This window comes from Oceanobacter kriegii DSM 6294, from assembly GCF_000422845.1.
Lineage (GTDB): Bacteria > Pseudomonadota > Gammaproteobacteria > Pseudomonadales > Oceanobacteraceae > Oceanobacter > Oceanobacter kriegii.
In genome coordinates, this window is the sequence record NZ_AUGV01000009.1 from 1 (window position 1) to 23,921 (window position 23,921).

Here is a 23,921-nt window from a genome sequence, read left to right on the forward strand (position 1 = left end):
GGTTCTGCTCTGATGGCTCTGAACGGCCAGGACGACAACGAAATGGGTACTACCGCTGTTAAGAAGCTGGTTGAAGCCCTGGATTCCTACATCCCAGAACCAGAGCGTGCGATCGACGGTGCATTCATTATGCCTATCGAAGACGTATTCTCCATTCAGGGTCGTGGTACCGTTGTTACCGGTCGTGTTGAGCGCGGTATCGTACGTACTGGTGAAGAAGTTGAAATCATCGGTATCAAGGAAACTACCAAAACCACTTGTACTGGTGTTGAAATGTTCCGTAAGATCCTGGACGAAGGCCGTGCAGGTGAGAACGTAGGTGTACTGCTGCGTGGTACCAAGCGTGACGAAGTTGAGCGTGGTCAGGTACTGGCCAAGCCAGGTTCCATCACTCCGCACACCAAGTTCGAATCCGAAGTATACGTACTGGGCAAAGATGAAGGTGGTCGTCACACTCCATTCTTCAAAGGTTACCGTCCACAGTTCTACTTCCGTACCACTGACGTAACTGGTGCTGTTGAGCTGCCAGAAGGCGTTGAGATGGTAATGCCAGGTGATAACGTGCAGCTGGGTGTAACCCTGATTGCTCCTATCGCCATGGACGAAGGTCTGCGCTTCGCGATCCGTGAAGGTGGCCGTACTGTTGGTGCTGGCGTTGTAGCCAAAATCGTTGAGTAATCAATGATGCCCGGGCCAGTCACTCTTTGATTGGTCCTCATCAAAACCCCGATCATTCGCATCGGGGTTTTGTTTTCTCCCCTCGAGATTCCTGCCTTACCTCGCCTTTGTGGCATTTTTATTTTTCTAGGTTGACACTTTTTGTACAGCCGCATACAATTCGCGTCCCCTTGAATTGGGGGAGAACGAGCTCTGGCACATAAATTTGGAGTTTGGTAATGAACCAACGAATCCGTATCCGTTTGAAAGCGTTCGACCATCGCCTGATCGATACCTCGACTCAGGAAATTGTCGATACTGCTAAACGTACGGGCGCTCAGGTACGTGGTCCTATCCCACTGCCTACTCGTAAAGAGCGTTTTACCGTTCTGGTTTCTCCGCACGTCAACAAAGACGCGCGCGACCAGTACGAAATCCGTACACACAAGCGCATGCTCGACATTGTTGAGCCAACTGAAAAAACTGTTGATGCGCTGATGAAGCTGGATCTGGCTGCCGGTGTGGAAGTTCAGATCAGTCTGGGTTAATCGAACCGTTTAACCTTACACAGTGCTCTGTGTAACGCCCGTATTTAGAAGATTGGGCGGCCATAGTGGGTTTTAGCCCCGTACACGAGAGGTATATAAAATGGCAATTGGTATTGTCGGTAAAAAAGCGGGCATGACTCGCGTATTTACCGAAGAAGGTCAATCTGTTGCTGTTACTGTCCTGGAAGTTACACCTAACCGTGTTAGCCAGGTAAAGACCGTTGAAACTGACGGTTACAGTGCAATTCAGGTTGCTTATGGCGCTAAGAAAGCGTCTCGCGTTTCCAAGCCGGAAGCCGGTCACTTCGCCAAGGCGAATGTTGAAGCAGGCAGTGGCTTGATCGAGTTCCGTACTGAAGAAGCTTTTGAAGCTGGCCAAGAACTGTCTATTGAACAGTTTGAAGCTGGTCAGAAAGTTGATGTTACCGGTACCACCAAAGGTAAGGGCTTCCAGGGTGGCGTTAAGCGCTGGAACTTCCGTACTCAGGATGCTACTCACGGTAACTCCCTGTCTCATCGCGCACCAGGTTCTATTGGTCAGTGTCAAACTCCAGGCCGTGTCTGGAAAGGCAAGAAAATGGCCGGTCACATGGGTTCTGAACAGCAGACTACCCAAAGCCTGGAAATTGTACGCGTTGATGCGGAAAACAAACTGTTGCTGATCAAAGGCGCGGTTCCTGGTGCTCCAGGTTCTAACGTTGTTGTCAAGCCAGCAGTCAAGGGGTAAGCGATGGAACTGAAAACTAACGCAGGTGCTGCGGTAGCGGTTTCCGACGCTACTTTTGGCCGTGAATTCAATGAGTCTCTGGTTCACCAGGTTGTTACCGCCTATATGGCCGGTGGCCGTCAGGGTACCAAAGCTCAAAAGACCCGTTCCGAAGTTGCTGGCGGTGGCATCAAGCCATGGCGTCAGAAAGGTACTGGCCGTGCTCGTTCTGGTACATCCAGCAGCCCAATCTGGCGCTCTGGTGGTGTAACTTTCGCAGCCAAGCCACGTAACTTCGAACAGAAAGTTAACAAGAAGATGTACCGCGCTGCGATGCAGTCCATCTTGTCTGAACTGGTTCGTCAGGAACGCCTGGTTGTTGCTGATTCCTTCGCTGTGGAAAGCCACAAGACCAAGGAATTCGTTGCCAAGCTGAACGAACTGGAACTGGACAACGTTCTGATCATCTCTGAAGAGATCGACGAGAAGCTGTACCTGGCTGCTCGCAACGTTCCTCACGTTGGTGTTGCTGAAGCGACTTCTATCGATCCTGTAAGCCTGATCGCGTTTGAGAAGGTTTTGGTGACTGTGCCGGCCCTGAAGCAGCTTGAGGAGGCTTACGCATGATCCGTGAACGTCTTTACAAGGTGCTGTTGGCACCTCAGATCTCTGAAAAAGCTACCTGGGTAGCAGAGAAGCACGGCCAATACGTATTCCGTGTTGCTGCTGACGCTACCAAGCCAGAGATCAAAGCCGCCGTTGAAGCTCTGTTCGAAGTGAAAGTTCGCTCCGTACAGACTGTAAACATCAAAGGCAAAACCAAACGCACTGCCCGCGGCATGGGCAAGCGCAACGATGTTCGCAAAGCATACGTTCGCTTGGTCGACGGTCAGGACATCGACTTTGCAGACGCGGAATAAGGAGCTGAGTTATGGCATTGGTTAAAACTAAACCGACTTCAGCTGGCCGTCGTCACCTGGTTAAAGTCGTAAACAACGAACTGCACAAAGGCAAGCCTCACGCAGCTCTGTTGGAAAAGAACAGCAAGTCTGGTGGTCGTAACAACAACGGTCGTATCACCACTCGCCACATTGGCGGTGGTCACAAGCATCACTACCGTATCGTTGACTTCAAGCGTAACAAGGATGGCATCCCAGCCGTTGTTGAGCGCCTGGAATACGATCCAAATCGCTCTGCGAACATCGCTCTGCTGAAATACGCTGACGGTGAACGTCGTTACATTCTGGCTCCTAAAGGCCTGCATGCTGGTGACGAAGTTGTTTCCGGTGATCACGCGCCTATCAAAGTAGGTTCCGCGATGTCACTGCGTAACGTTCCAGTGGGTTCTGTAGTCCACAACGTTGAGCTGAAGCCAGGCAAGGGCGGCCAGATCGCTCGTTCCGCTGGTACTTCTGCTCAGCTGGTTGCTCGTGAAGGTGCTTACGCGACTCTGCGTCTGCGTTCCGGTGAAATGCGTAAGGTCCTGGTTGACTGTCGCGCTACCCTGGGCGAAGTAGGCAACTCTGAGCACGGTCTGCGTGAACTGGGTAAAGCTGGTGCTTCTCGCTGGCGCGGTGTTCGTCCTACCGTTCGCGGTGTGGTAATGAACCCGGTTGACCACCCACACGGTGGTGGTGAAGGTCGTACCTCTGGTGGTCGTCACCCTGTTACTCCATGGGGCGTTCCAACCAAGGGTTACAAGACTCGTAAGAATAAGCGTACCGATAAGCTGATCGTACGTCGTCGTTCTGCGAAATAACTAAGAGAGGATTGAACTGTGCCACGTTCATTGAAAAAAGGTCCGTTTATCGACCATCACTTGATGAAGAAGGTAGAGACCGCTCTTGAGAAGAACGACAAGCGTCCGATCAAGACCTGGTCTCGCCGCTCCACTATCTTCCCGGATTTCGTGGGGCTGACCATCGCTGTTCATAACGGCAAACAACACGTGCCTGTTTTCGTAACCGAAGACATGGTTGGACATAAACTCGGCGAATTCGCGCTGACCCGTACCTACAAGGGTCACGTAGCGGATAAGAAAGCCAAGCGATAAGTAAGGGGTGAATCATGTCTGAAGTAGCCGCTGTATTGCGTGGTGCACGCTTGTCCGCTCAGAAAGCTCGCCTGGTTGCTGACCAGATCCGCGGCAAGAAAGTGGATGACGCTCTGGAAATTCTGTCCTTCAGCACCAAAAAAGGCGCTGACCTGGTCAAGAAAGTTCTGGAATCTGCCATCGCCAACGCTGAACACAATGATGGCGCCGACGTAGACGAGCTGATTGTCAGCACCGTATACGCCGACGAAGGTCTGACGATGAAGCGCATTCGCCCTCGTGCGAAAGGTCGCGCCGATCGTATCTTCAAGCGCACTTGTCACATCACTGTGAAAGTTTCAGAAAAATAGGAGTTGGTCAGATGGGTCAGAAAGTTCATCCAACCGGTATCCGCCTGGGTATTACCAAGGACCACAATTCTGTGTGGTATGCCGGTAAGGACAAGTATGCAGACAACCTGCTGACTGATATTGCTGTTCGTTCCCTGATCGAAAAGCGCCTGGAAAAGGCTTCAGTAAGCAAAGTTGTTATTGAGCGTCCTGCTCAAAACGCCAAAGTTACCATCCACACTGCCCGTCCAGGCATCGTGATTGGTAAGAAAGGCGAAGACGTTGAGGTTCTGCGTAAGGACCTGAGCGAAGTGATGGGTATTCCAGTACACATCAACATCGAAGAAGTTCGCAAGCCGGATCTGGATGCCAAGCTGGTAGCCCAGAGCGTTGCCTCTCAGCTGGAACGTCGTGTTATGTTCCGTCGCGCTATGAAGCGTGCGGTACAGAACGCTATGCGTGGCGGTGCTGAAGGTATCAAGATCCAGGTGAGTGGTCGTCTGGGTGGTGCTGAAATTGCGCGTGCCGAATGGTACCGCGAAGGTCGTGTGCCTCTGCACACTCTGCGTGCCGATATCGATTACGCAACCTACGAAGCACACACTACTTACGGTGTTATTGGCGTGAAGGTTTGGATCTTCAAAGGCGAAATCCTGGGTGGTATCCAGGAAGTTCGTGAGCGCGCCAAGAACCAGGGTAAGAAAAAGTCTGGCGGCCGTTCATAAGGGGATTGAGTTATGTTGTTACCAAAACGTACCAAATTCCGCAAAGTCCAGACTGGTCGTAACCGTGGCCTGGCCATTCGTGGCTCCAAGGTTTCTTTCGGCGAATACGCTCTGAAAGCAACCGGCCGCGGCCGTCTGACTTCGCGTCAAATTGAAGCAGCTCGTCGTGCTATGACTCGTAAGATCAAGCGTGGCGGTAAAATCTGGATCCGTGTCTTCCCTGACAAGCCGATCACCGAAAAGCCTCTTGAGGTTCGTATGGGTAAAGGTAAGGGTAACGTTGAATACTGGGTATGCCAGATTCAGCCAGGCAAGGTTCTGTATGAAATGGAAGGCGTTTCTGAAGAGCTGGCTCGCGAAGCATTCGCACTGGCTGCTGCAAAACTGCCTTTCGATACCACGTTTGTTAAGCGGACGGTGCTGTGATGAAAGCAAGTGAACTGAAAGAAAAGTCAGTGGCTGAGCTGAAATCTCAGCTGAATGAACTGTTGAGCGAACAATTCAAGTTGCGTATGCAGAAGGCCACTGGCCAGCTGGGTCAGACTCACCTGATCGGTCAGACTCGTCGCGACATCGCTCGAGTTAAGACTCTGTTGGCACAGAAGGCAGGTGAATAATCATGACTGAGAACACACAGACCGTTCGTACCCTGAGTGGTAAGGTCGTGAGCAACAAGATGGACAAGTCCATCACTGTGCGTGTTGAACGCTTTGTAAAGCACCCGATCTACAAGAAGTTCGTTAAGAAGTCCACCAAGGTGATGGCTCACGACGAAGCAAACGAATGTCAGATCGGTGACACTGTTACAGTTAAAGAGTCGCGTCCTTTGTCCAAGAACAAGACATGGGCGCTGGTTTCAATCGACGAGCGCGCCGCCAAGGTCTAAGACCGGGCGCAGTTAGTTAGGAGCGAATAGCATGATCCAGACACAATCCATGCTGGACGTTGCCGACAACAGCGGCGCGAAGCGTGTTCAGTGCATTAAGGTACTGGGCGGCTCTCATCGTCGTTATGCCGGCATCGGTGATTTGATCAAGGTATCCGTGAAGGAAGCAATTCCACGCGGTAAAGTGAAGAAAGGCCAGGTAATGAACGCCGTGGTTGTACGTACCCGTAAAGGTATTCGTCGCCCGGATGGTTCTATTATCCGCTTTGACGTCAACTCTGCAGTTCTGCTGAACGCATCTCTGGCGCCAATCGGTACTCGTATCTTTGGCCCTGTGACTCGTGAACTGCGTTCTGAGAAGTTCATGAAGATCATTTCCCTGGCACCAGAAGTGCTTTAAGGGGAGGGGACAGAATATGTTGAAAATTCGTAGTAAAGACGAAGTGGTAGTTATCGCTGGTAAAGACAAGGGCAAGCGCGGCTCAGTACAAAAAGTACTGGCTGACGGTCGTCTGATCGTAACCGGTGTTAACATGGTGAAAAAACACCAGAAGCCAAACCCGTACCTGCAGCAGCCAGGTGGTATCATTGAGAAGGAAGCCGGTATTCAGGCTTCCAACGTAGCCATCTGGAACCCTAAGACTGAAAAAGCTGACCGTGTTGGCTTCAAGGTTGAAGGCGACAAAAAGGTACGTATCTTCAAATCCACTGGCGACGTCATCGACGCCTGATAGGAGCTGGATACTGCTATGTCACGTTTAGAAAACCTGTACAAAGAAGAAGTAGTAGCCAAGCTGAAAGAAGAGTTTGGTTACAAAAACATTATGGAAGTGCCTAAAATCACCAAAATCACCCTGAACATGGGTGTTGGTGAAGCTCTGGGCGATAAGAAACTGCTGGACAATGCCGTTGCCGATATGGAAGCGATCTCTGGCCAGAAAGTTGTTATCACCAAGGCACGTAAATCAGTAGCGGGCTTCAAGGTTCGTGAAGGTTGGCCTATCGGCTGTAAAGTGACTCTGCGTCGCGATCGTATGTGGGAATTTATGGACCGTCTGGTCGATATCGCACTGCCTCGTGTACGTGACTTCCGTGGTATCAACGGTAAGTCTTTCGACGGTCGCGGTAACTACAGCATGGGTGTGAAGGAACAGATCATCTTCCCGGAAATTGACTACGACAAAGTAGACAAGGTTCGCGGTATGGATGTGACCATCACTACGACAGCCAAAACGAACGAAGAAGGCCGTGCTTTGCTGAAAGCGCTGCAGTTCCCGTTCCGTTAATAGGAGTTAGTCATGGCTAAAATTAGCATGAAGCAGCGTGAAGCCAAGCGTGAGAAACTGGTAGACAAGTTTGCTGCCAAGCGCGCTGAGCTGAAGGCAATCATCAAGAATCCAGAATCTTCTGATGAAGAACGTTGGAATGCACAGATGGCACTGCAAAAGCTGCCTCGCGATTCTTCCGCGAGCCGCCTGCAGCGTCGCTGTCAAATGACTGGCCGTCCACATGGCGTTTACCGTAAGTTCAAGCTGTCACGTATTAAGTTGCGTGAAGAAGGCATGAAAGGTAACGTACCCGGCCTGAAAAAAGCTAGTTGGTAAGCACTCCCGCTTCGCATTACCGGGGTTAATCGCCCCGGTTTTGTCGTCGTGGCCGCTGTACAACAGAGGTAATTATTAAATGAGTATGCAAGATACGTTGGCGGATATGTTCACCCGCATTCGTAATGCCCAGCAAGCTGGACATACGACTGTGAACATGCCGTCTTCCAAAATCAAAGCATCTGTTGCCAAAGTATTGGAAGCAGAAGGCTACATCAGTGGTTTTTCAGTAGACGAAGCGGCCAAGCCGACTCTGTCTATCGAACTGAAATACTACGAAGGCAAGCCTGTTATTGAACGCATCCAGCGTGTTTCACGTCCTGGTCTGCGTCAGTACAAGGGTGCTGCAGAACTGCCTAAAGTTGAAGCAGGTCTGGGCGTAGCCATCGTATCCACCTCCAAAGGCGTCATGACTGATCGCGCTGCCCGTGCTGCGGGTGTCGGCGGTGAAGTTATCGCCACTGTATTCTAAGGGGGGATACCATGTCTCGCGTCGCTAAGGCTCCTGTACAAATCCCTGCTGGCGTTGAAGTCAAGCTGGGTGAAGGAACAATCTCCGTTAAAGGCAAACAAGGCACTCTGGAACTGGCTGTCCACTCTTACGTGGCCATCAACCAGGAAGAAAGCGCCCTGACGTTTGCTGCTACCAAGGAAAACGATAAGAAAGCTACCGCTATGGCTGGTACTTTCCGTGCCCTGGTTAACAACATGGTTACTGGTGTAAGCGTTGGTTTCGAAAAGAAACTGATTCTGCAAGGTGTTGGTTATCGTGCCAAAGCCGCTGGTAACACTCTGAATTTGAACCTGGGCTTCTCCCACCCAATCGATTACGTTCTGCCAGAAGGCGTTTCTGTTGAAACTCCTAGCCAGACCGAAATCGTGATCAAAGGTGCGGACAAGCAAGCGGTTGGTCAGGTTGCTGCAGAAATCCGCGGTTACCGTCCGCCTGAGCCATACAAAGGCAAGGGTGTTCGCTACGCTGACGAAACTGTTCGTCGTAAAGAAGCCAAGAAAAAGTAAGGTCTAGGCCATGAATGAGAAGAAAAAAGCTCGTCTGCGCCGTGCCCAGAAAACCCGGATTAACATCCGTGAAAAAAGCGCGGTCCGTCTGTGTGTACACCGTACACCACGACACATTTATGCTCAGATCATCTCTGCCAATGGCGCTAGCGTCCTGGCAACGGCTTCTACCGTAGAAGCGGATCTGCGTAACGATACAACCGGTAACGTAAGTGCAGCTACCAAAGTAGGCCAGCTGATTGCTGAGCGTGCTAAAGCTGCTGGCATTACCAAGGTCGCTTTCGATCGCTCCGGTTTTAAATACCATGGTCGTGTTAAAGCTCTGGCTGACGCGGCTCGTGAAAACGGCCTCGAATTCTAAGGGTATTGATCATGGCAAATAACGAACGTAATAACGATCGCAACAACGATCGTAACGAAAGCGAATTCCAGGAAAAGCTGGTTCAGGTTAACCGTGTAGCCAAAGTAGTTAAGGGTGGTCGTATCTTCGCGTTCACCGCTCTGACTGTTGTTGGTGACGGCAATGGCCGTGTTGGCTTCGGTCGCGGTAAATCCCGTGAAGTTCCAACTGCTATTCAAAAAGCAATGGAACAGGCCAAGCGCAACATGATTAACGTTCAACTGGACGGCAACACTTTGCAGTACCCTGTAAAGGCTCGCCACTCCGGTTCCCGCATCTACATGCAGCCAGCATCTGAAGGTACCGGTATTATTGCCGGTGGCGCAATGCGTGCCGTACTGGAGATGGTTGGTATCAAGAACGTTCTGGCCAAGTGCTACGGTTCTACCAACCCGAACAACGTGGTTCGTGCAACTTTCAACGGTCTGGCGCAGATGCAGTCTCCTGAACAGGTAGCTGCCAAGCGCGGTAAGTCCGTAGAAGACATTCTGGGGTAATTGAAATGGCTGATAAAACTATCAAAGTTACCCAGACTCGCAGCACTATTGGCAAACTGCCAAAGCACCGCGAAACCATGAAAGGTCTGGGCCTGCGTCGCATTGGTCACACTGTTGAACTGGAAGATACTCCTTCCGTTCGCGGCATGATCAACCAAGTTCAATACATGGTTAAGGTAGAAGGGGAGTAACATGCGTCTCAATGAATTGAGCCCAGCTCCTGGCTCCAAGACAAACCGTAAGCGCGTTGGCCGTGGTATCGGTTCCGGTCTGGGTAAGACTGGTGGCCGTGGTCACAAAGGTCTGAAGTCCCGTTCCGGCGGTAGCGTTGCTCCTGGTTTCGAAGGCGGTCAGATGCCTATCCACCGTCGTCTGCCAAAATTTGGCTTCACTTCTCGCAAGGCTCGTTTCGTGGCGGAAATCCGTCTGAACGAACTGGCCCTGGTTGAAGGCGACGTTGTAGATCTGGCAGCACTGAAAGCAGCAGACGTAATCGGCGAACAGTTCAAATCTGCTCGCGTAATTCTGTCTGGCGAAATCAGCAAGGCTGTGACTGTTAAAGGTCTGAAAGTCACTAAAGGCGCGAAGGCTGCCATCGAAGCAGCAGGCGGTAAGGTCGAAGACTAATGGCTACCCAAGGCTCACTACCACAAGGAATGAACAAGGGTCTGGGCGAATTATTCGCTCGGATCCGGTTCGTGCTCCTGGCAATTGTTGTATACAGGATTGGTACCCACATTCCGGTACCAGGGATTAACCCGGACGCACTCGCTCGGTTGTTTGAACAGAATCAGGGTACCATCCTTGAAATGTTCAATATGTTCTCGGGTGGTGCACTTGAGCGCATGAGTATTCTTGCGCTCGGTATCATGCCGTACATCTCTGCATCCATTATCATGCAGTTGCTTACGGCAGTGAGCCCGCAGCTCGAGCAGTTGAAGAAAGAAGGTGAATCCGGTCGTCGCAAGATTACCCAGTACACCCGTTACGGCACCGTGCTTCTGGCTACGGTGCAGGCGTTCGGTGTGTCTGCGGGTCTGGCAGGGCAGGGTGTTACCTTCTCCTCCGGCCTCGACTTCTACATCGCGGCTGTACCGTCCTTCGTGGCCGGTGCGGTATTCATGATGTGGTTGGGTGAGCAGGTGACTGAACGGGGTATCGGCAACGGTATCTCTATCCTGATCTTCGCCGGTATTGTTGCCGGGTTGCCAAGTGCAATTGGTCAGGCGTTCGAATCTGCCCGCCAGGGTGATCTGAATATCCTGTTGTTGCTGGTCATCGCTGCTCTGGCTGTAGCTGTGGTTGCGTTTGTTGTCTTCGTTGAACGTGGACAGCGTCGCATCACCATCAACTACGCCAAGCGCCAGATGGGCAATCGTCAAATGGCTCAACAGCAGTCGAGCCATCTGCCGCTGAAACTGAACATGGCGGGCGTTATCCCGGCCATCTTTGCTTCGTCCCTGTTGTTGTTCCCTGCCTCTCTGGGTCAGTGGTTCGGTAAGGGTGAAGGCATGGAATGGCTGCAAGACGTCAGCCTGGCGTTGGCGCCTAGCCAGCCGCTTTATATCGTATTGTTTGCTGCCGGTATCATCTTCTTCTGCTACTTCTACACGGCGTTGATGTTCAACCCGAAAGATGTGGCCGAGAACCTGAAAAAATCCGGTGCTTTCATCCCTGGGATTCGTCCTGGTATCCAGACTGCCAAATACATTGACGGTGTGCTGGGTCGACTGACTCTGTTCGGATCGATCTATATCGCTGCCGTATGTCTGTTGCCACAATTCCTGGTGGTTGCTGCCGACGTACCTTTCTACTTCGGTGGTACTTCCTTGCTGATTGTTGTTGTGGTGGTCATGGATTTCATGGCGCAGGTGCAATCTCATCTGATGTCTCATCAGTATGAGTCCCTGATGAAGAAAGCAAACCTCAAGAATGTGGGTTCAGCTCGCTGAGCCCATTTTAGGAGACAGTCATGAAAGTACGTGCGTCTGTTAAAAAAATGTGCCGTGAATGTAAAATCATTCGTCGTAACGGCAGTGTGCGTGTGATCTGTACAGATCCAAAGCACAAACAACGTCAGGGTTAATTTCCTGTCGAGGCGGGTGCGAGAACAAGTTGCTTGCTTTTTAGTTAATCAGCTTGTAGTATCTCGCGCCCTTTCATCAAGTAAAGTGTAACGGAGTTAGACATGGCCCGTATTGCCGGTGTCAACATTCCTGACAACAAGCATGCAGTAATTTCCCTGACCTACGTTTTTGGCGTTGGTAAGACTACTGCCAAGCAGATCTGTGCCGCTACTGGCATCGCAGAAGACACCAAGATTGGTACTCTGAGCGAAGATCAGCTTGACCTTATCCGTAATGAAGTTGCCAAGTTCACGGTTGAAGGTGACCTGCGTCGCGAAGTACAAATGAACATCAAGCGTTTGATGGACATGGGTTGCTTCCGCGGTATCCGTCATCGCCGTAGCCTGCCACTTCGCGGTCAGCGTACTAAAACAAATGCTCGTACCCGTAAGGGTCCGCGCAAGCCAATCCGTAAGTAATTACGAGTTGGTCTTTTAGTGTAGCTGCATTCACTTGTTGCAGTGTTGATATTAAAAGCAGGATTTAAAGAATGGCTAAGCCACAACGAACAACCAAGAAGAAGGTTAAAAAGCAGGTAGTGGACGGCATCGCCCACATCCATGCCTCTTTTAACAACACCATCGTGACCATTACTGACCGTCAAGGCAATGCTCTGTCCTGGGCAACTGCCGGTGGTTCTGGTTTCCGTGGTTCCCGTAAGAGCACTCCTTTCGCCGCTCAGGTGGCTGCAGAGCGTGCTGGTGAAGCTGCTAAAGAGTATGGCTTGAAGAACCTGGACGTTGAAGTTAAAGGTCCTGGTCCTGGCCGTGAATCTGCAGTTCGCGCATTGAATGCTTGTGGTTACAAAATCACAAACATCACTGACGTGACTCCGATTCCTCATAACGGCTGTCGTCCACCTAAGAAGCGTCGCGTATAAGGAGGCAGAATAAATGGCACGTTATATTGGTCCTAAGTGTAAACTGTCCCGTCGTGAAGGAACTGATCTGTTCCTGAAGAGCGGTATCCGCGCACTTGACTCAAAATGTAAAGCAGAAACCAAGCCTGGCGTTCATGGCGCTGGTCGTGGTCGTCTGTCAGACTACGGTCTGCAGCTGCGTGAAAAGCAAAAAGTTCGTCGTCTGTACGGCGTTCTGGAAAAGCAATTCCGTAGCTACTACAAGGAAGCAGCACGCCGCAAGGGTGCTACCGGTGAAAACCTGCTGCAACTGCTGGAATCCCGCCTGGATAACGTTGTTTATCGCATGGGCTTCGGTTCCACTCGTGCAGAATCCCGTCAGCTGGTTTCTCACAAGGCAGTCACCGTTAACGGTCGCACTGTAAACATTCCGTCTTTCCAGGTTAATGCTGGTGATGTGATTGGTATCCGCGAAAAAGCCAAAAACCAGGCTCGTATCAAGTCCGCTCTTGAGCTGGCTGGTCAACGTCCTGATTGTGGCTGGATCAATGTGGATTCCAGCAAGATGGAAGGAACTTACACCAACGTTCCGGAACGCGCTGATCTCCCTGCAGAGATCAACGAAAACCTGATCGTGGAACTTTACTCCAAGTAATAGAGGAGCTTAGGGGCAGCTATGCAGCGTGCAGTGAACGAATTTTTGACACCTCGAAACATCCAGGTAGACGAAGTTAGCGCTACCCACGCCAAGGTCACCCTTGAGCCTCTGGAGCGCGGCTTCGGTCACACTCTGGGTGCGGCCCTGCGTCGCATTTTGCTTTCTTCCATGCCGGGTGCGGCAGTGGTCGAATGTGAAATCGATGGCGTATTGCACGAATACAGTGCAATCGAGGGCGTTCAACAGGATGTTATTGAAATCCTGCTGAATCTTAAGGGTGTTGCAGTCAAACTGCATGAGCGTGATGAAGCCAGCCTGACCGTTACCAAAGTCGGTCCGGCTACGGTTACAGCTGCTGATATTCAACTGGATCACGGTGTTGATATCGCCAACCCTGATCACTTCATCGCTGAACTGGGTGAAGGTGCTGAGCTGAAGATGACTTTGAAAGTTGCCTCCGGCCGCGGTTATGAAACCGTTGAAGCGCGTTACCAGAGCGACGAAGAGACCAAGGCAATTGGCAAGCTCCAGCTGGACGCCACTTACAGCCCGGTCAAGCGCGTTTCCTACAGTGTAGATTCTGCACGTGTAGAACAGCGTACTGACCTGGACAAGTTGGTGATCGATCTGGAGACCAACGGCACTATTGATCCGGAAGAAGCGATCCGTCGTTCCGCGACCATCTTGCAGCAGCAGTTGGCAATCTTCGTCAATCTTGAGAATGACGAAGTGGTTGAGCAGGTACGTGAAGAAGAGGAAATTGATCCGATTCTGCTGCGTCCTGTAGACGATCTGGAACTGACCGTTCGTTCCGCCAACTGTCTGAAAGCAGAAAACATTTACTACATTGGTGATCTGATCCAGCGTACTGAAGTTGAGCTGCTGAAGACACCTAATCTGGGTAAGAAGTCTCTGACTGAAATCAAAGACGTTCTGGCCTCCCGTGGTTTGTCATTGGGTATGCACTTGGAAAACTGGCCACCAGCCAGCCTGCGTAACGACGACAAAGTACTGGCTTGATCAGAACGTTCAGTTAGTAAGGAATTTAAACCATGCGTCATCGTAAAAGTGGTCGTCACTTCAATCGTACCAGCGCACACCGTCAAGCCATGTTCAAAAACATGGCGGTGAGCCTGTTCGAACACGAAGTTATCAAGACGACTTTGCCTAAGGCAAAAGAACTGCGTCGCGTCGCTGAGCCGCTGATCACTCTGGCTAAAGAGGATTCAGTTGCGAACCGTCGTCTGGCGTTCTCCCGTACTCGCAGCAAAGAAGCTGTTGGTAAACTGTTCAACGAACTGGGCCCACGCTACAAAGCGCGTCCAGGCGGCTATATTCGTATCCTGAAGTGCGGTTTCCGTGCTGGTGATGCGGCTCCTATGGCCTACGTTGAGCTGGTTGACCGTCCAGTGAACGTTGCTGAAGAAGACGTGGTTGAAGTTCAGGACGATGCAGCTGAATAAGCTCATTTGACTGGCTCGCCAACAGAAGAACCCGCTTCGGCGGGTTTTTTTGTGCCTGTTATTTGAGTGTCGATAGTCTCTTGCCGGAAGTCGGAAGTCGGAAGTCGGAAGTCGGAAGTCGGAAGTCGGAAGTGAGCGGGCCGCGCAGGCTCGGAAGTCGGAAGTCGGAAGTCGGAAGTGAGCGGGCCGCGCAGGCTCGGAAGTCGGAAGCGGAGCGCTATATGGCAATGGCAAAAGGCAGGCATAAAAAATGCGAACCGGGGTTCGCATCAAAGGAAGGTACTCATCCGTGAGTGACGATCATGATGTGGTGTTAACCACACGTCACAAATGTAGGTGAAACGCCTGTAAGTTACAGGCGGAGCTTGTAAGGAATCGTCATTGCTTGAATATTCAAGCATAAGGTCCCTCTGAATAATCAGAAGCTTCAGTCAGCAAAGCGGCTGTTGAGGTATTCAAACACCGCGCGCAGGCCCATAGCTTCACCACCGGTTGGACGACCCGGCAGTTTGCGGTTGTTCCATGCCATCACATCGAAGTGCACCCACGGGGTGTCATCAATAAACTCCTGCAAATACAGGGCTGCGGTAATGGCTCCGCCGAATGGGCTGGCGGCACTGTTCACCAGATCGGCAATGTCGCTTTTCATCATATCGGCGTAAGGCTGGTGCAGCGGCAGTTGCCATACCGGGTCGGTGACTCGTTCTCCGGCGTCTGAGAGCGCCCGTGCGACGGTTTTGTCGTTGCAGAAGAAGCCCGGTAGCTCAGTCCCCAAAGCCACACGGCAGGCGCCTGTGAGCGTGGCGAAATCGATGATGATTTCCGGCTTGTCTTCAATGGCTTCTGCCAGCGCGTCGCACAGCACCAGACGGCCTTCGGCGTCGGTATTGTCGATTTCTACGGTCAGTCCCTTGCGGGTTGGCAGTACGTCCCCTGGGCGGAAGGCATTGCCGCTGACGGCGTTTTCAACCGCCGGTACCAGTACCCGCAAGCGTACATTCAGTTTGCTGGCCATGATCAGGCTGGCCAGCCCCAGTACATGGGCAGAACCGCCCATGTCCTTCTTCATTTGGCGCATGAAATTGCCGGGCTTGAGGTTCAGGCCACCGGAGTCAAAGCAGACGCCTTTGCCCACCAGAGTGACTTTCGGCGCGTCCGGGTGACCCCAGCTCAGGTCCAGCAAACGCGGTTCGTGAATACTGGCGCGGCCAACGGCGTGGATCATCGGGTAGTTCAGCTCCAGCAGATCATCGCCAATGATTTCGTGGAATTCAGCACCGTGTTGCTCGGCCAGCTTGCTGGCGGCATCGGCCAGATGCTGGGGCATCATGTCCTGGGCCGGGGTATTGATCAGGTCACGGGTCAGGCTAACAGCCGTCAGGGTGTTGTTCACACGGGTCAGCAGCGCTTCGTCGGTTAACAGCAGATGGGCCTGTGGCTTTGTGTTTTCCTTGTAGCGAGTGAAGCGATAGGCGCCTGCACCCCATCCAAAGGCGATGTTAAACAGCTCGTCATCGCTACGGTCGCCTTCAACGGCGTAGTGGCCTGCTGGCAGCTGGTTGGCAAGGTCACCGCAGACGAAGGATTGATCGTATTGCTCGGCCACAAACAGGGCTTCTATGCCGTGCTCGCCAGGAATCAGAATCAGGCCTTTGCCCTCGTAGCCGTTGGCCTCGAGCCAGCTCTCGGCATGGCTGTGTTCGGCCTTCCACTGTGGGTATTCAGCACCGGTCAGGAAGGTGATTGGGCGGGTTTCGCTGTCGTTTTGCAGCTGATCAATAATGTCCATAACAATATCCACTCAATAAGTGAGTTCAGACTAGCCGGTTCGGCGCTTTAATTCGAGCCTCCCGCTGTCCAGCGCGCCAGCAACAGCGTCTATGGTATGGAACGCCTGTAGGCTCGGTGATATGAACAGTTGGCGGCTCGGAGCAGCGGTATGCGCTCTCCAGACGGTGATCAGGCTCTGGAGAATCAGCGTTCAGTGATAGACTTTGTCGCGTTTGAATCCGTAGTGCATGTGGGGACAGAGTGATTGCAGAATTCATAGGTGGCGCCTTGATTGGACTGGCGGCGATCTGGCTCTGGCTGGCCAATGGCCGCATCAGTGGAATGACCGGGGTGATCTCCAGTTGCTTCAGTTGGATTGGCCGCGGCGAGCGCAATCGCTTGTGGGCGGTGTGTTTTGCCTTCGGGTTGATTCTATCCATGCCGGTATTGTTAATGCTGGGATACATGCCGGAAGCCGTCGACATGACAAGCCACAAGGGGCTGATCATCGCAGGGGGACTGTTGGTTGGAGTGGGCACCTATGTGGCCAACGGCTGTACCAGCGGCCACGGTGTCTGTGGTATGGGGCGTATGTCACTGCGCTCGGTGGTTGCAACCCTGGTGTTTATGGGCTTTGCCATTCTCACGGTGGCCGTTATGGCGCAAGTGCAGCGATTGATGGAGGCTGGCTTATGAGTACGTCGGTATCTGAAAGCAACTCATCGATCAGTGCCCGTTATCTTGGCTCATTGTTCAGCGCATTGTTGGCGGGCTTGCTGTTTGGCATTGGCTTGCTGCTGTCTGGTATGAATAACCCGGCCAAGGTACGTGGCTTTCTGGACATCTTTGGAGCCTGGCAGCCTGCGTTGATGGCGGTCATGGGCGCTGCCGTGCTGGTGTTTGCGATTGGCTGGCGACTGATCGGTAAACGGCAGCAACCGCTGTTTGAACGCCAGTTCCATACGCCGACGATGAGCAGTATCAATGTGCGGTTGATCACTGGAGCAGCGATGTTTGGCATTGGCTGGGGCATGGTTGGGCTGTGCCCGGGGCCTGCATTGGTTGATATCGCTACCATGAATGGCGATGTATTGTTGTTTGTGCTGGCCTTGCTGGTTGGCAATCGGTTGGCGCACTGGCTGATTGGCCCGGCACGTTGATTCGCCCTGGGCTGACAGGTAAGTCGTAATGTCACATCAGTGACACCAAATCGCCACCGGAACGTCAACCAGCCGCAACCCGACTGTCATCGGCGGGATGCTTAATCGACGCATTAGGGATTTACGTCGAATGCGCCATGCCTCTGACTCGCCGGGAGTTTCTGCTCGACAGCGCAGGAACCACGTTGTTTGCCTCCGCAGGCCCGCAACGCAAACAGCGCAGTAACTATCCATTTCGCCATGGCATTGCCAGTGGCGACCCACTGACCGACCGGGTCATTCTCTGGACCCGGATCACTCCCGCGCTTGAAACCACAGATTCCGAACTGATACTGCGCTACCGCTGGTTGATGGCCACCGATGTGGCGTTAACGCAGGTGGTGCGCTCTGGTCAGGGGCAAACCTCCGCACAGCGGGATTTCACCGCCAAGGTGGATGTCGACGGCCTGTCACCCGGGCAAACCTACTATTACGCGTTCGAAGTTGATGGCCACTGGTCCGACGTTGGCCGTACCCGCACCTTGCCCACTGGCAGAGTCGATCATCTGCGCATTGCCTATACCTCCTGCTCGAATTTCGCCAAGGGCTTTTTCAACGTTTACAAGGAGTTGGCCAAGCGTGCTGACCTCGATGTGGTACTGCACCTGGGTGACTACATCTACGAATACGCCGAACTGGAAGATTGCGTGCGCACAGGCCGCGTGAATGAGCCGCTGAAGGAAATTCGTACCCTCGATGAATACCGCACCCGCCACGCCTGTTACAAGCGCGACAAGGACTTACAGGAGGTCCACCGTCAGCATCCCTTTATGGTGATCTGGGATGACCATGAGGTGGCGAACAACGCCTGGGTCGGCGGTGCCGAACAGCACAGCGATGCCGACTCTGGCGACTGGCGTCAGCGCCTCAATGGCGCGGTGCGAGCGTATCTGGAATGGATGCCGATTCGTGAGCCGGATCGCAGCAATATGGGCATCTATCGCAGCTTTCGGTTTGGGGATCTGGTGGACCTCAGCATGCTGGATACCCGCTTGGCCGGCCGTGACCGACAGGCTGAGACACTGGCTGAGCGCGACCGTAACGATCGCACCTTACTGGGGTTTGAACAGGAAAGCTGGTTTTACAGCCAGCTGGTGAATGCCCAACAGCAACAGATAACCTGGAAGCTGATGGGCCAGCAGGTGATGGTGGCGCAACTGGGCACCAACACCATGCCGATCAATTACGATCAGTGGGACGGCTACCCGGCAGCGCGTCAGCGCCTGTTCGATTGCGTGCGGCAAAGCCAGGTGGATAACTTCGTGGTGCTTACCGGCGATATTCATTCATCGTGGGCGCTGGAATTGTACGATGACCCCTTTGCAGAGGGCGAAGCCACGCCGCTTGGCGTCGAGTTCGTGACCCCGGCGGTTACGTCCGAGGGCATTGCCAACCAGACTCGCGCCAGTCTGGCCGCCAGTTCGGTACAAGCGCTGTTGCCACACCTGCACTTTGTCGATTTTTACTATCGCGGTTACGTACTGCTGGATATCACCCATGAGCGTTTGCAGGCCGAGTGGTGGGTGGTCGACAACGTCGCTTCTCACCGTTACAGCAGTGACTGCTTGCGAGCTGTGACGGTAGAGGCCGGTTCGGCCCGGTTACAGGATGCGGTCAGTGTGTCGAAGGCCAAAGCCAGCGCGCCATTGGCTCCGGCCTTTGCCAACGATCTGGCGTTTCTGAGACGCTGGCAGCCAGTCGCTCAGGACAGCAGCGAGCAGATGGTTGCTGTCCATTCCGAAGGTGCTTATTAGATATCACTGAATCTCTAAGGTTTGGACACCTGGGCCTCTGACAGCAAAAAGCGGCGGCAGTCGTCGGCGCTGACGTCCGGGTTTTCTTCCATCGGCAAATGGCCACATTCCGGGTACAGCAACAGCTGGCTATGAGGCAACTTCTGTTGGAATTGCTCGGCATGATCGACCGGCATCCAGGGATCGTCTTGTCCCCACAGAATCAGGGTGGGTTGCGTCACCATATCCAGCAGCGTGGTATCAAAGCCCATCTGGTCACGGATAAAGCGCATCACCCGTGCCGCAGCGACGCGATTGCCTTCACGCATCATCATGTCGTAGTAACGGGACTTCTGTTCCTGGGTCACCAGCTCGGGGTTATGAAACACCTGTTCGAGCAATTCGCCAATTACCGCAGGATCAATCCTGCTGCGGGAATACAGCCAGCCACCACCCGGCATCGACAGATTCAGCATGAAGGTCGGTGGTACAAAGAAGAAGCCGGCACTGTCGACCAGCACCAATTTATCCACATGCTGGGGATACCGAGCAGCAAACTCCCAGGCCATCCAGCCGCCCAGTGAATTCCCTGCCACATGGCAATGAGAAAGATTTAACTGATTGATAAATTGCGCAAGGAAGTCGCTGTACAGATGCTTTACCATCCCCTTCGGGTGTGGCCCGGTAAGGCCAAAATTGGGCAAGTCGAGACTGATGACGCGGAAGTCATCGACCAGTCGTTCGGTCCAGGGCATCCAGGTATGCAAGGAGGCAAACAGTCCGTGCAACAACAGCAGCACCGGCTTGTCTGAGTCTTGCTGGTCGGCGCTATCGCGGTAATGCACCTGCATACCGTCGATCTCCAGATAGCGGCTGTCGGGCAGTTGCCAGCGCTGTTGCACCTGCTCCAGCGGCAGCGCACCGGTTTCCTGCATCCAGTAGTCGGGTTGCAGCCAGGAAGTTTTAAGCAAGGGATTGTCCAGCCAAGGGTTCCACATAAGGTGCTCCAGCGACGATCTGCAATGACCGCTCAGGCGTTTGAATAGCAACCGTATCACCATAGACCTCCGGCTTGGCCGGAACCAGTAGAAAGGACAAAAGAGGACGTTTTCCCATGGATCAGATTTTATCAATGGTGTTGTCAGTGCAATTTGTAGCGCTGGTGTTTGTGATTGTGCTGCTGCGCAGCTCAATCAAATTTGTACCGCAGAACCGTGCCTGGTTGATTGAGCGTTTCGGTAAATACAACGCAACCAAGGAAGCCGGTCTGAATTTCATTGTGCCTTTCATCGACAAGGTCGCGGCTGACCGCTCGCTGAAAGAGCAAGCGGTTGATGTACCAAGCCAGTCTGCCATCACCAAGGACAACATCACCCTCAGCGTTGATGGCGTGCTCTACTTCCGGGTGCTGGACCCGTACAAGGCCACCTATGGCGTTGATAACTACGTGTTCGCGGTAACTCAGTTGGCGCAAACCACCATGCGTTCCGAGCTGGGTAAAATGGAGCTGGATAAAACCTTCGAGGAACGTAACCAGCTCAACACCAATATTGTGTCCTCCATTAACGAAGCCGCCGAGCCGTGGGGCATTCAGGTGATGCGTTACGAGATCAAGGACATTGTGCCGCCGCAGTCCGTGATGCAGTCAATGGAAGCGCAAATGAAGGCCGAGCGGGTTAAACGTGCGCAGATTCTGGAATCCGAAGGTGACCGCCAGTCGGCCATTAACGTTGCAGAAGGTGAGAAGCAGGCGCGGGTACTGGCGGCTGAAGCGGAAAAAGCCGAGCAGGTTCTGAAAGCCGAAGGTGAAGCTCAGGCGATCGTAGCCGTAGCTCAGGCCCAGGCCGACGCCCTGCGTATGGTGGGTGAGTCTGCCAATACCCCGGACGGTCAGAGCGCGGTGCAGCTGGAGCTGGCGACCAAGGCCATCGAAGCCAAGCACGCCATCGCCAAGGAATCTTCAGTGGTATTGCTGCCAGACAACGGCACCGATGCCAGCAGCATGGTGGCCAGCGCCACAACCATTATTCAGTCGTTGAACAAGCAAAAAACAGGCGTTTGAGCCTGATCGGGTCGGCATGCACCGGCGTTGCTGGTGTATGCTGACGGTTTGCTTGTTTATTTGTTCGGAGCCTTGTTTCAGGCCCTGGTTGTTTTTGTCGAACGGATTATCAGGAAGTCATTATGGAGTTTATTTCGTCACACATGTCGCAAAGCCTGCTGGTGCTGGGGATTGTGGCGCTGATCATTGAAGTGGGTCTGCTGGGCTTCAGCTCAATTGTGCTGTTTTTTGCCGGTATCTCACTGTGTGTGAATGGCCTGCTGATGATGTTTGGCGTGCTGCCGGAAACCCTGACAGCGGCGCTCTGGAGTAACGCCATCCTGATCACGGTATTGGCGGTGCTGCTGTGGAAGCCATTCAAGCGACTGCAAGACAACCGTGCACCGGACAAGCTTAATTCCGACTTTGCCCGCGATGCCTTTGTGCTGAACGAAGACGTGCATTTGAACGACAATGTAACGCGCAAATATTCCGGCATTGAATGGAAACTGAAAAGCGAGCAACCGTTGGCAGCCGGTACCCGGGTTCGGGTAGATCGCACCGAAGTGGGCGTGATGTGGGTGGTACCGCTTGAGCAATGAGTCGGGTTACTGGCTGACGGGCGAGGTATTTGTTGAACAGCCATTAGCGCAGTTGTGGGCGCACTGGCATCAAAAGGTTGAGCATTACGGCTTCGAGCAGGCGTTAGAATCCGGCTGGATCGAAGTCGCGGCACAGGGCAAGGCCATTGAGCTGCGTGCCGACAGCCTGCTGGCCATTGGCCAGCAATGGCGCTTCTGGCTGCCTGAGCATCAGGAAGGGCCGGTGTCTTCCCGGTGGCAAACCCTCTGGCAGCACCATGAAGTCATGGCGGTTCACAAGCCGGCCAATCTGCCGGTCAGTCGCACCACCCGCAATTTGTTCGACACCCTCATTGGCCGGGTGCGGCGCGAAAGCCCCTACGACGACGCGCATTTGTTGCACCGGCTGGACGCCGAAACTTCCGGCATCACCTTGCTGGCGTTGGAAAGCCATTACGACCGCAAGTGGAAGAAAAAACTCGATCGCCTGATGACTTCCAAGCGCTATCTGGCACTGGTCGATGGCGTGCCGTCGTGGCAGCAGCAAGAGTTGGAATGCTGGCTGGCTGAACGTAGCGACAGCGCAATTCGGTCCCGGGTGCACTGCATTGCCGGACAGGCGGATCAGCCACCGGACGGGGCGCAATGGATCAAGCCCAAATGGGCTCGCACCGGCTTTACGGTGCTGGCCTCAAACAACGGCCAAAGCCTGATTGAATGCCGCTTGTACAGCGGGCGCAGACACCAGATACGAACCCAGCTGGCCTGGCTCGGCCACCCGATTGTGGGCGATAAAATCTACTCCCATGACGGCGCGTTTTATTTGCAACGGCTGGAGCGTGATCTGGACGATGCGGATTACCAGACACTGGGTGCAAACCATCATCTGCTGCATGCCTGGCAACTGCAGCTTAACCTTTACGGTGAAGCGTACGCGGTGACGGATACTAACTTGTCGGATCAGTGGCCGGAGTGGGTGCATAAAGCCGTTCGCAGTGCCGATTTTCTAACAGCTGATCGGTAAAAACTCAGGCAATTATTGAAGCTTTTCTCAGTTGTGCGGAAATTAATCAAAACTTCTCGCCGCCGATTGGAAACAGGGTCTATATTGGACGTGTCTTTATACGGGAGAAAAGACATGTTCGCTGACAACCAACCCAATTCATTCGCCGCACACCCTTCGGTATACCTGTCAGGTGACTGCGGTTACGCCATTGACGGCAACACCATTACCCTCAACATTGAAGCCATTAACAACGACCGCTCGGAAGGCAATCTGAGCGGCACCTTGTTGCTGGAACTGCGTGCGTCCCGAACGGGCGATCGTCAACAGCACGTGCTGACGCACACGGTACTGGGCACACTGGCTGGCCAGTGTTTCTTCCCACAATGCCAACACCTGCTGCCGTTTGAAGAGCCACCGGTTGGTCAGTGGCAACTGTCGTTGCAACTGCGTGAATGGGACGGTGCGGAATACCAGCTGGTCGACAGCATGACCTTTGCCTGTGACTACGTGGTTGAGCCTGAGCTGGATGTGCTGAACGGCAAAAACGTGATTGAAGTGGCATTTGGTAGCACTGCTGGCTCTGAGGAAGTGAAGGAAGCTGCCTCGAAAACGACAGAGCCTGAGAAGGCCGCGGTGAAACAAGTGCCTGTTGCCAAAAAGCCTGCTGCCAAAAAAACTGTTGCCAGGAAAGCGCCGGTTTCCAACAAAGCTTCTGGGGCCAAAACTACCAAAGCCACTGCGGCTAAAAACCAAGCGCCAGTGGCCAAGGCCGAAGTGTCTGAAACAAACAGCACAACGACCAGCGTGAATGTGAACAGCGCCACTCTGGCACAGTTACAGTCATTGGCGGGTGTCTCGCGCAAGCTGGCTGAGGCGCTGGTGGAAGGCCGTCCTTATTACAAGGCCAAGGACCTGCTGGAAGTGAAAGGTCTGGGCAAGAAAACCCTCGAAAAAATCCTGCTTCAACTGAGCTTCTGAGCCCGTTTTCAGTTCTTGAAACACAAAGCGGCAGGCCCGGAACATCCGGGCCTGCCGTCTTTATTTGCGAAAACAGGTAATT

At 53.2% G+C, this 23,921-nt stretch carries 38 protein-coding genes; 36 read left to right on the forward strand and 2 right to left on the reverse strand.

Annotation, left to right across the window (positions count from 1 at the left end):
- The 29 genes from G516_RS0107430 to rplQ form a co-directional block, all read left to right on the forward strand.
- Positions 1-678: EF-Tu C-terminal domain-related protein (locus G516_RS0107430; protein ID WP_028293110.1), on the forward strand; the 678-nt coding region annotated here is incomplete at its 5' end.
- Between the two features lie 218 nt (positions 679-896).
- A complete protein-coding gene (gene rpsJ, locus G516_RS0107435; protein WP_036535225.1) occupies positions 897-1,205 on the forward strand; it encodes a 30S ribosomal protein S10 in 309 nt (102 codons plus the stop codon).
- A gap of 100 nt (positions 1,206-1,305) precedes the next feature.
- The gene (gene rplC / locus G516_RS0107440) at positions 1,306-1,932 is read left to right on the forward strand and encodes a 50S ribosomal protein L3 (RefSeq protein WP_028293112.1); all 627 of its coding nucleotides are present in this window, start codon (positions 1,306-1,308) and stop codon (positions 1,930-1,932) included.
- 3 nt (positions 1,933-1,935) lie between these two features.
- Positions 1,936-2,538 (forward strand): 50S ribosomal protein L4, encoded by a 603-nt coding sequence (gene rplD / locus G516_RS0107445; protein ID WP_028293113.1) that lies wholly within the window; start codon positions 1,936-1,938, stop codon positions 2,536-2,538.
- The gene (rplW, locus tag G516_RS0107450) at positions 2,535-2,831 is read left to right on the forward strand and encodes a 50S ribosomal protein L23 (RefSeq protein ID WP_028293114.1); all 297 of its coding nucleotides are present in this window, start codon (positions 2,535-2,537) and stop codon (positions 2,829-2,831) included. The genes rplD and rplW overlap by 4 nt, the downstream gene beginning before the upstream one ends.
- 11 nt (positions 2,832-2,842) lie before the next feature.
- Positions 2,843-3,670 (forward strand): 50S ribosomal protein L2, encoded by an 828-nt coding sequence (rplB, locus tag G516_RS0107455; RefSeq protein ID WP_028293115.1) that lies wholly within the window; start codon positions 2,843-2,845, stop codon positions 3,668-3,670.
- A gap of 18 nt (positions 3,671-3,688) precedes the next feature.
- Entirely contained in the window at positions 3,689-3,964 is a 276-nt protein-coding gene (gene rpsS / locus G516_RS0107460; RefSeq protein ID WP_028293116.1) for a 30S ribosomal protein S19, read from the forward strand.
- Positions 3,965-3,975: 11 nt separating this feature from the next.
- Entirely contained in the window at positions 3,976-4,314 is a 339-nt protein-coding gene (gene rplV / locus G516_RS0107465; protein ID WP_456090130.1) for a 50S ribosomal protein L22, read from the forward strand.
- An 11-nt stretch (positions 4,315-4,325) separates the two neighbouring features.
- Positions 4,326-5,018 (forward strand): 30S ribosomal protein S3, encoded by a 693-nt coding sequence (rpsC, locus tag G516_RS0107470; RefSeq protein ID WP_028293118.1) that lies wholly within the window; start codon positions 4,326-4,328, stop codon positions 5,016-5,018.
- A gap of 12 nt (positions 5,019-5,030) precedes the next feature.
- Positions 5,031-5,444, forward strand: a complete 414-nt coding sequence (gene rplP / locus G516_RS0107475) for a 50S ribosomal protein L16 (RefSeq protein ID WP_028293119.1) — start codon at positions 5,031-5,033, stop codon at positions 5,442-5,444.
- Positions 5,444-5,635 (forward strand): 50S ribosomal protein L29, encoded by a 192-nt coding sequence (rpmC, locus tag G516_RS0107480; RefSeq protein ID WP_028293120.1) that lies wholly within the window; start codon positions 5,444-5,446, stop codon positions 5,633-5,635. Before rplP ends, rpmC begins: the two co-directional genes overlap by 1 nt.
- Positions 5,636-5,637: 2 nt before the next feature.
- Positions 5,638-5,904: a 30S ribosomal protein S17 gene (gene rpsQ, locus G516_RS0107485; protein ID WP_028293121.1), complete on the forward strand. Its 267-nt coding sequence runs from the start codon at positions 5,638-5,640 to the stop codon at positions 5,902-5,904.
- Between the two features lie 31 nt (positions 5,905-5,935).
- Positions 5,936-6,304: a 50S ribosomal protein L14 gene (gene rplN / locus G516_RS0107490; protein WP_028293122.1), complete on the forward strand. Its 369-nt coding sequence runs from the start codon at positions 5,936-5,938 to the stop codon at positions 6,302-6,304.
- Positions 6,305-6,320: 16 nt separating this feature from the next.
- Complete coding sequence (gene rplX, locus G516_RS0107495; RefSeq protein WP_028293123.1) at positions 6,321-6,635, forward strand: 50S ribosomal protein L24; 315 nt, start codon at positions 6,321-6,323, stop codon at positions 6,633-6,635.
- A gap of 18 nt (positions 6,636-6,653) precedes the next feature.
- Positions 6,654-7,190, forward strand: a complete 537-nt coding sequence (rplE, locus tag G516_RS0107500; RefSeq protein ID WP_028293124.1) for a 50S ribosomal protein L5 — start codon at positions 6,654-6,656, stop codon at positions 7,188-7,190.
- Positions 7,191-7,202: 12 nt separating this feature from the next.
- Positions 7,203-7,508, forward strand: a complete 306-nt coding sequence (gene rpsN / locus G516_RS0107505) for a 30S ribosomal protein S14 (protein WP_028293125.1) — start codon at positions 7,203-7,205, stop codon at positions 7,506-7,508.
- A gap of 79 nt (positions 7,509-7,587) precedes the next feature.
- Positions 7,588-7,980 carry a 30S ribosomal protein S8 gene (rpsH, locus tag G516_RS0107510; RefSeq protein WP_028293126.1) on the forward strand — a complete coding sequence of 131 codons (393 nt, stop codon included), beginning with the start codon at positions 7,588-7,590 and terminating at the stop codon, positions 7,978-7,980.
- 11 nt (positions 7,981-7,991) lie between these two features.
- Positions 7,992-8,528, forward strand: a complete 537-nt coding sequence (rplF, locus tag G516_RS0107515) for a 50S ribosomal protein L6 (RefSeq protein WP_028293127.1) — start codon at positions 7,992-7,994, stop codon at positions 8,526-8,528.
- A gap of 10 nt (positions 8,529-8,538) precedes the next feature.
- Positions 8,539-8,889 (forward strand): 50S ribosomal protein L18, encoded by a 351-nt coding sequence (rplR, locus tag G516_RS0107520; protein ID WP_028293128.1) that lies wholly within the window; start codon positions 8,539-8,541, stop codon positions 8,887-8,889.
- Between the two features lie 11 nt (positions 8,890-8,900).
- Positions 8,901-9,425: a 30S ribosomal protein S5 gene (rpsE, locus tag G516_RS0107525; protein ID WP_028293129.1), complete on the forward strand. Its 525-nt coding sequence runs from the start codon at positions 8,901-8,903 to the stop codon at positions 9,423-9,425.
- Between the two features lie 5 nt (positions 9,426-9,430).
- Complete coding sequence (gene rpmD, locus G516_RS0107530; RefSeq protein WP_028293130.1) at positions 9,431-9,616, forward strand: 50S ribosomal protein L30; 186 nt, start codon at positions 9,431-9,433, stop codon at positions 9,614-9,616.
- 1 nt (position 9,617) lies between these two features.
- Positions 9,618-10,052 (forward strand): 50S ribosomal protein L15, encoded by a 435-nt coding sequence (gene rplO, locus G516_RS0107535; protein WP_028293131.1) that lies wholly within the window; start codon positions 9,618-9,620, stop codon positions 10,050-10,052.
- Positions 10,052-11,377, forward strand: coding sequence for a preprotein translocase subunit SecY (gene secY / locus G516_RS0107540; protein WP_028293132.1), 1,326 nt, complete (start codon positions 10,052-10,054; stop codon positions 11,375-11,377). Before rplO ends, secY begins: the two co-directional genes overlap by 1 nt.
- Positions 11,378-11,397: 20 nt before the next feature.
- Entirely contained in the window at positions 11,398-11,511 is a 114-nt protein-coding gene (rpmJ, locus tag G516_RS24320) for a 50S ribosomal protein L36 (RefSeq protein ID WP_084644941.1), read from the forward strand.
- 102 nt (positions 11,512-11,613) lie between these two features.
- Positions 11,614-11,970, forward strand: coding sequence for a 30S ribosomal protein S13 (gene rpsM, locus G516_RS0107545; protein WP_028293133.1), 357 nt, complete (start codon positions 11,614-11,616; stop codon positions 11,968-11,970).
- 71 nt (positions 11,971-12,041) lie between these two features.
- The gene (gene rpsK, locus G516_RS0107550) at positions 12,042-12,431 is read left to right on the forward strand and encodes a 30S ribosomal protein S11 (protein WP_028293134.1); all 390 of its coding nucleotides are present in this window, start codon (positions 12,042-12,044) and stop codon (positions 12,429-12,431) included.
- Positions 12,432-12,444: 13 nt separating this feature from the next.
- Positions 12,445-13,065 (forward strand): 30S ribosomal protein S4, encoded by a 621-nt coding sequence (rpsD, locus tag G516_RS0107555; RefSeq protein ID WP_028293135.1) that lies wholly within the window; start codon positions 12,445-12,447, stop codon positions 13,063-13,065.
- 21 nt (positions 13,066-13,086) lie between these two features.
- Positions 13,087-14,088, forward strand: a complete 1,002-nt coding sequence (locus tag G516_RS0107560; protein WP_028293136.1) for a DNA-directed RNA polymerase subunit alpha — start codon at positions 13,087-13,089, stop codon at positions 14,086-14,088.
- A gap of 32 nt (positions 14,089-14,120) precedes the next feature.
- Positions 14,121-14,531, forward strand: coding sequence for a 50S ribosomal protein L17 (gene rplQ / locus G516_RS0107565; RefSeq protein WP_028293137.1), 411 nt, complete (start codon positions 14,121-14,123; stop codon positions 14,529-14,531).
- 427 nt (positions 14,532-14,958) lie between these two features.
- On the opposite strand, the gene G516_RS0107570 is transcribed toward rplQ, so the two are convergent.
- Entirely contained in the window at positions 14,959-16,320 is a 1,362-nt protein-coding gene (locus G516_RS0107570) for a leucyl aminopeptidase family protein (RefSeq protein WP_036535239.1), read from the reverse strand.
- 242 nt (positions 16,321-16,562) lie between these two features.
- On the opposite strand from G516_RS0107570, the gene G516_RS0107575 reads away from it, so the two are divergent.
- The 3 genes from G516_RS0107575 to G516_RS21535 all read left to right on the forward strand — a co-directional run bounded on the left by G516_RS0107575 (position 16,563) and on the right by G516_RS21535 (position 19,254).
- Positions 16,563-16,997 carry a YeeE/YedE family protein gene (locus G516_RS0107575; protein ID WP_028293139.1) on the forward strand — a complete coding sequence of 145 codons (435 nt, stop codon included), beginning with the start codon at positions 16,563-16,565 and terminating at the stop codon, positions 16,995-16,997.
- Positions 16,994-17,461 (forward strand): DUF6691 family protein, encoded by a 468-nt coding sequence (locus tag G516_RS0107580; protein ID WP_051219053.1) that lies wholly within the window; start codon positions 16,994-16,996, stop codon positions 17,459-17,461. Before G516_RS0107575 ends, G516_RS0107580 begins: the two co-directional genes overlap by 4 nt.
- Before the next feature lie 137 nt (positions 17,462-17,598).
- The gene (locus tag G516_RS21535; RefSeq protein WP_084644942.1) at positions 17,599-19,254 is read left to right on the forward strand and encodes an alkaline phosphatase D family protein; all 1,656 of its coding nucleotides are present in this window, start codon (positions 17,599-17,601) and stop codon (positions 19,252-19,254) included.
- 14 nt (positions 19,255-19,268) lie between these two features.
- On the opposite strand, the gene G516_RS0107590 is transcribed toward G516_RS21535, so the two are convergent.
- Complete coding sequence (locus tag G516_RS0107590; RefSeq protein ID WP_051219055.1) at positions 19,269-20,231, reverse strand: alpha/beta fold hydrolase; 963 nt, start codon at positions 20,229-20,231, stop codon at positions 19,269-19,271.
- A gap of 116 nt (positions 20,232-20,347) precedes the next feature.
- Here G516_RS0107590 and G516_RS0107595 point away from each other — a divergent pair, with 116 nt between their 5' ends.
- The 4 genes from G516_RS0107595 (at position 20,348) to G516_RS23805 (ending at position 23,839) form a co-directional block, all read left to right on the forward strand.
- Entirely contained in the window at positions 20,348-21,295 is a 948-nt protein-coding gene (locus G516_RS0107595; protein ID WP_028293142.1) for an SPFH domain-containing protein, read from the forward strand.
- 122 nt (positions 21,296-21,417) lie between these two features.
- Positions 21,418-21,876 carry an NfeD family protein gene (locus G516_RS0107600; RefSeq protein WP_028293143.1) on the forward strand — a complete coding sequence of 153 codons (459 nt, stop codon included), beginning with the start codon at positions 21,418-21,420 and terminating at the stop codon, positions 21,874-21,876.
- Positions 21,866-22,879 (forward strand): RluA family pseudouridine synthase, encoded by a 1,014-nt coding sequence (locus tag G516_RS21540; protein ID WP_051219056.1) that lies wholly within the window; start codon positions 21,866-21,868, stop codon positions 22,877-22,879. The genes G516_RS0107600 and G516_RS21540 overlap by 11 nt, the downstream gene beginning before the upstream one ends.
- A 114-nt stretch (positions 22,880-22,993) precedes the next feature.
- Positions 22,994-23,839 (forward strand): helix-hairpin-helix domain-containing protein, encoded by an 846-nt coding sequence (locus G516_RS23805; protein WP_051219057.1) that lies wholly within the window; start codon positions 22,994-22,996, stop codon positions 23,837-23,839.
- Positions 23,840-23,921: the final 82 nt, after the last annotated feature.

Excerpts from the sequence above, each read along its gene's own strand:
- rpsJ (WP_036535225.1), top strand. The coding sequence starts at position 897 with ATGAACCAACGAATCCGTATCCGTTTGAAAGCGTTCGACCATCGCCTG.
- rplC (WP_028293112.1), top strand. The coding sequence starts at position 1,306 with ATGGCAATTGGTATTGTCGGTAAAAAAGCGGGCATGACTCGCGTATTT.
- rplD (WP_028293113.1), top strand. The coding sequence starts at position 1,936 with ATGGAACTGAAAACTAACGCAGGTGCTGCGGTAGCGGTTTCCGACGCT.
- rplW (WP_028293114.1), top strand. The coding sequence starts at position 2,535 with ATGATCCGTGAACGTCTTTACAAGGTGCTGTTGGCACCTCAGATCTCT.
- rplB (WP_028293115.1), top strand. The coding sequence starts at position 2,843 with ATGGCATTGGTTAAAACTAAACCGACTTCAGCTGGCCGTCGTCACCTG.
- rpsC (WP_028293118.1), top strand. The coding sequence starts at position 4,326 with ATGGGTCAGAAAGTTCATCCAACCGGTATCCGCCTGGGTATTACCAAG.
- rplP (WP_028293119.1), top strand. The coding sequence starts at position 5,031 with ATGTTGTTACCAAAACGTACCAAATTCCGCAAAGTCCAGACTGGTCGT.
- rpmC (WP_028293120.1), top strand. The coding sequence starts at position 5,444 with ATGAAAGCAAGTGAACTGAAAGAAAAGTCAGTGGCTGAGCTGAAATCT.
- rpsQ (WP_028293121.1), top strand. The coding sequence starts at position 5,638 with ATGACTGAGAACACACAGACCGTTCGTACCCTGAGTGGTAAGGTCGTG.
- rplN (WP_028293122.1), top strand. The coding sequence starts at position 5,936 with ATGATCCAGACACAATCCATGCTGGACGTTGCCGACAACAGCGGCGCG.
- rplX (WP_028293123.1), top strand. The coding sequence starts at position 6,321 with ATGTTGAAAATTCGTAGTAAAGACGAAGTGGTAGTTATCGCTGGTAAA.
- rplE (WP_028293124.1), top strand. The coding sequence starts at position 6,654 with ATGTCACGTTTAGAAAACCTGTACAAAGAAGAAGTAGTAGCCAAGCTG.
- rpsN (WP_028293125.1), top strand. The coding sequence starts at position 7,203 with ATGGCTAAAATTAGCATGAAGCAGCGTGAAGCCAAGCGTGAGAAACTG.
- rpsH (WP_028293126.1), top strand. The coding sequence starts at position 7,588 with ATGAGTATGCAAGATACGTTGGCGGATATGTTCACCCGCATTCGTAAT.
- rplF (WP_028293127.1), top strand. The coding sequence starts at position 7,992 with ATGTCTCGCGTCGCTAAGGCTCCTGTACAAATCCCTGCTGGCGTTGAA.
- rplR (WP_028293128.1), top strand. The coding sequence starts at position 8,539 with ATGAATGAGAAGAAAAAAGCTCGTCTGCGCCGTGCCCAGAAAACCCGG.
- rpsE (WP_028293129.1), top strand. The coding sequence starts at position 8,901 with ATGGCAAATAACGAACGTAATAACGATCGCAACAACGATCGTAACGAA.
- rpmD (WP_028293130.1), top strand. The coding sequence starts at position 9,431 with ATGGCTGATAAAACTATCAAAGTTACCCAGACTCGCAGCACTATTGGC.
- rplO (WP_028293131.1), top strand. The coding sequence starts at position 9,618 with ATGCGTCTCAATGAATTGAGCCCAGCTCCTGGCTCCAAGACAAACCGT.
- secY (WP_028293132.1), top strand. The coding sequence starts at position 10,052 with ATGGCTACCCAAGGCTCACTACCACAAGGAATGAACAAGGGTCTGGGC.
- rpmJ (WP_084644941.1), top strand. The coding sequence starts at position 11,398 with ATGAAAGTACGTGCGTCTGTTAAAAAAATGTGCCGTGAATGTAAAATC.
- rpsM (WP_028293133.1), top strand. The coding sequence starts at position 11,614 with ATGGCCCGTATTGCCGGTGTCAACATTCCTGACAACAAGCATGCAGTA.
- rpsK (WP_028293134.1), top strand. The coding sequence starts at position 12,042 with ATGGCTAAGCCACAACGAACAACCAAGAAGAAGGTTAAAAAGCAGGTA.
- rpsD (WP_028293135.1), top strand. The coding sequence starts at position 12,445 with ATGGCACGTTATATTGGTCCTAAGTGTAAACTGTCCCGTCGTGAAGGA.
- G516_RS0107560 (WP_028293136.1), top strand. The coding sequence starts at position 13,087 with ATGCAGCGTGCAGTGAACGAATTTTTGACACCTCGAAACATCCAGGTA.
- rplQ (WP_028293137.1), top strand. The coding sequence starts at position 14,121 with ATGCGTCATCGTAAAAGTGGTCGTCACTTCAATCGTACCAGCGCACAC.
- G516_RS0107570 (WP_036535239.1), bottom strand. The coding sequence starts at position 16,320 with ATGGACATTATTGATCAGCTGCAAAACGACAGCGAAACCCGCCCAATC.
- G516_RS0107580 (WP_051219053.1), top strand. The coding sequence starts at position 16,994 with ATGAGTACGTCGGTATCTGAAAGCAACTCATCGATCAGTGCCCGTTAT.
- G516_RS21535 (WP_084644942.1), top strand. The coding sequence starts at position 17,599 with ATGCCTCTGACTCGCCGGGAGTTTCTGCTCGACAGCGCAGGAACCACG.
- G516_RS0107590 (WP_051219055.1), bottom strand. The coding sequence starts at position 20,231 with ATGTGGAACCCTTGGCTGGACAATCCCTTGCTTAAAACTTCCTGGCTG.
- G516_RS0107595 (WP_028293142.1), top strand. The coding sequence starts at position 20,348 with ATGGATCAGATTTTATCAATGGTGTTGTCAGTGCAATTTGTAGCGCTG.
- G516_RS0107600 (WP_028293143.1), top strand. The coding sequence starts at position 21,418 with ATGGAGTTTATTTCGTCACACATGTCGCAAAGCCTGCTGGTGCTGGGG.
- G516_RS23805 (WP_051219057.1), top strand. The coding sequence starts at position 22,994 with ATGTTCGCTGACAACCAACCCAATTCATTCGCCGCACACCCTTCGGTA.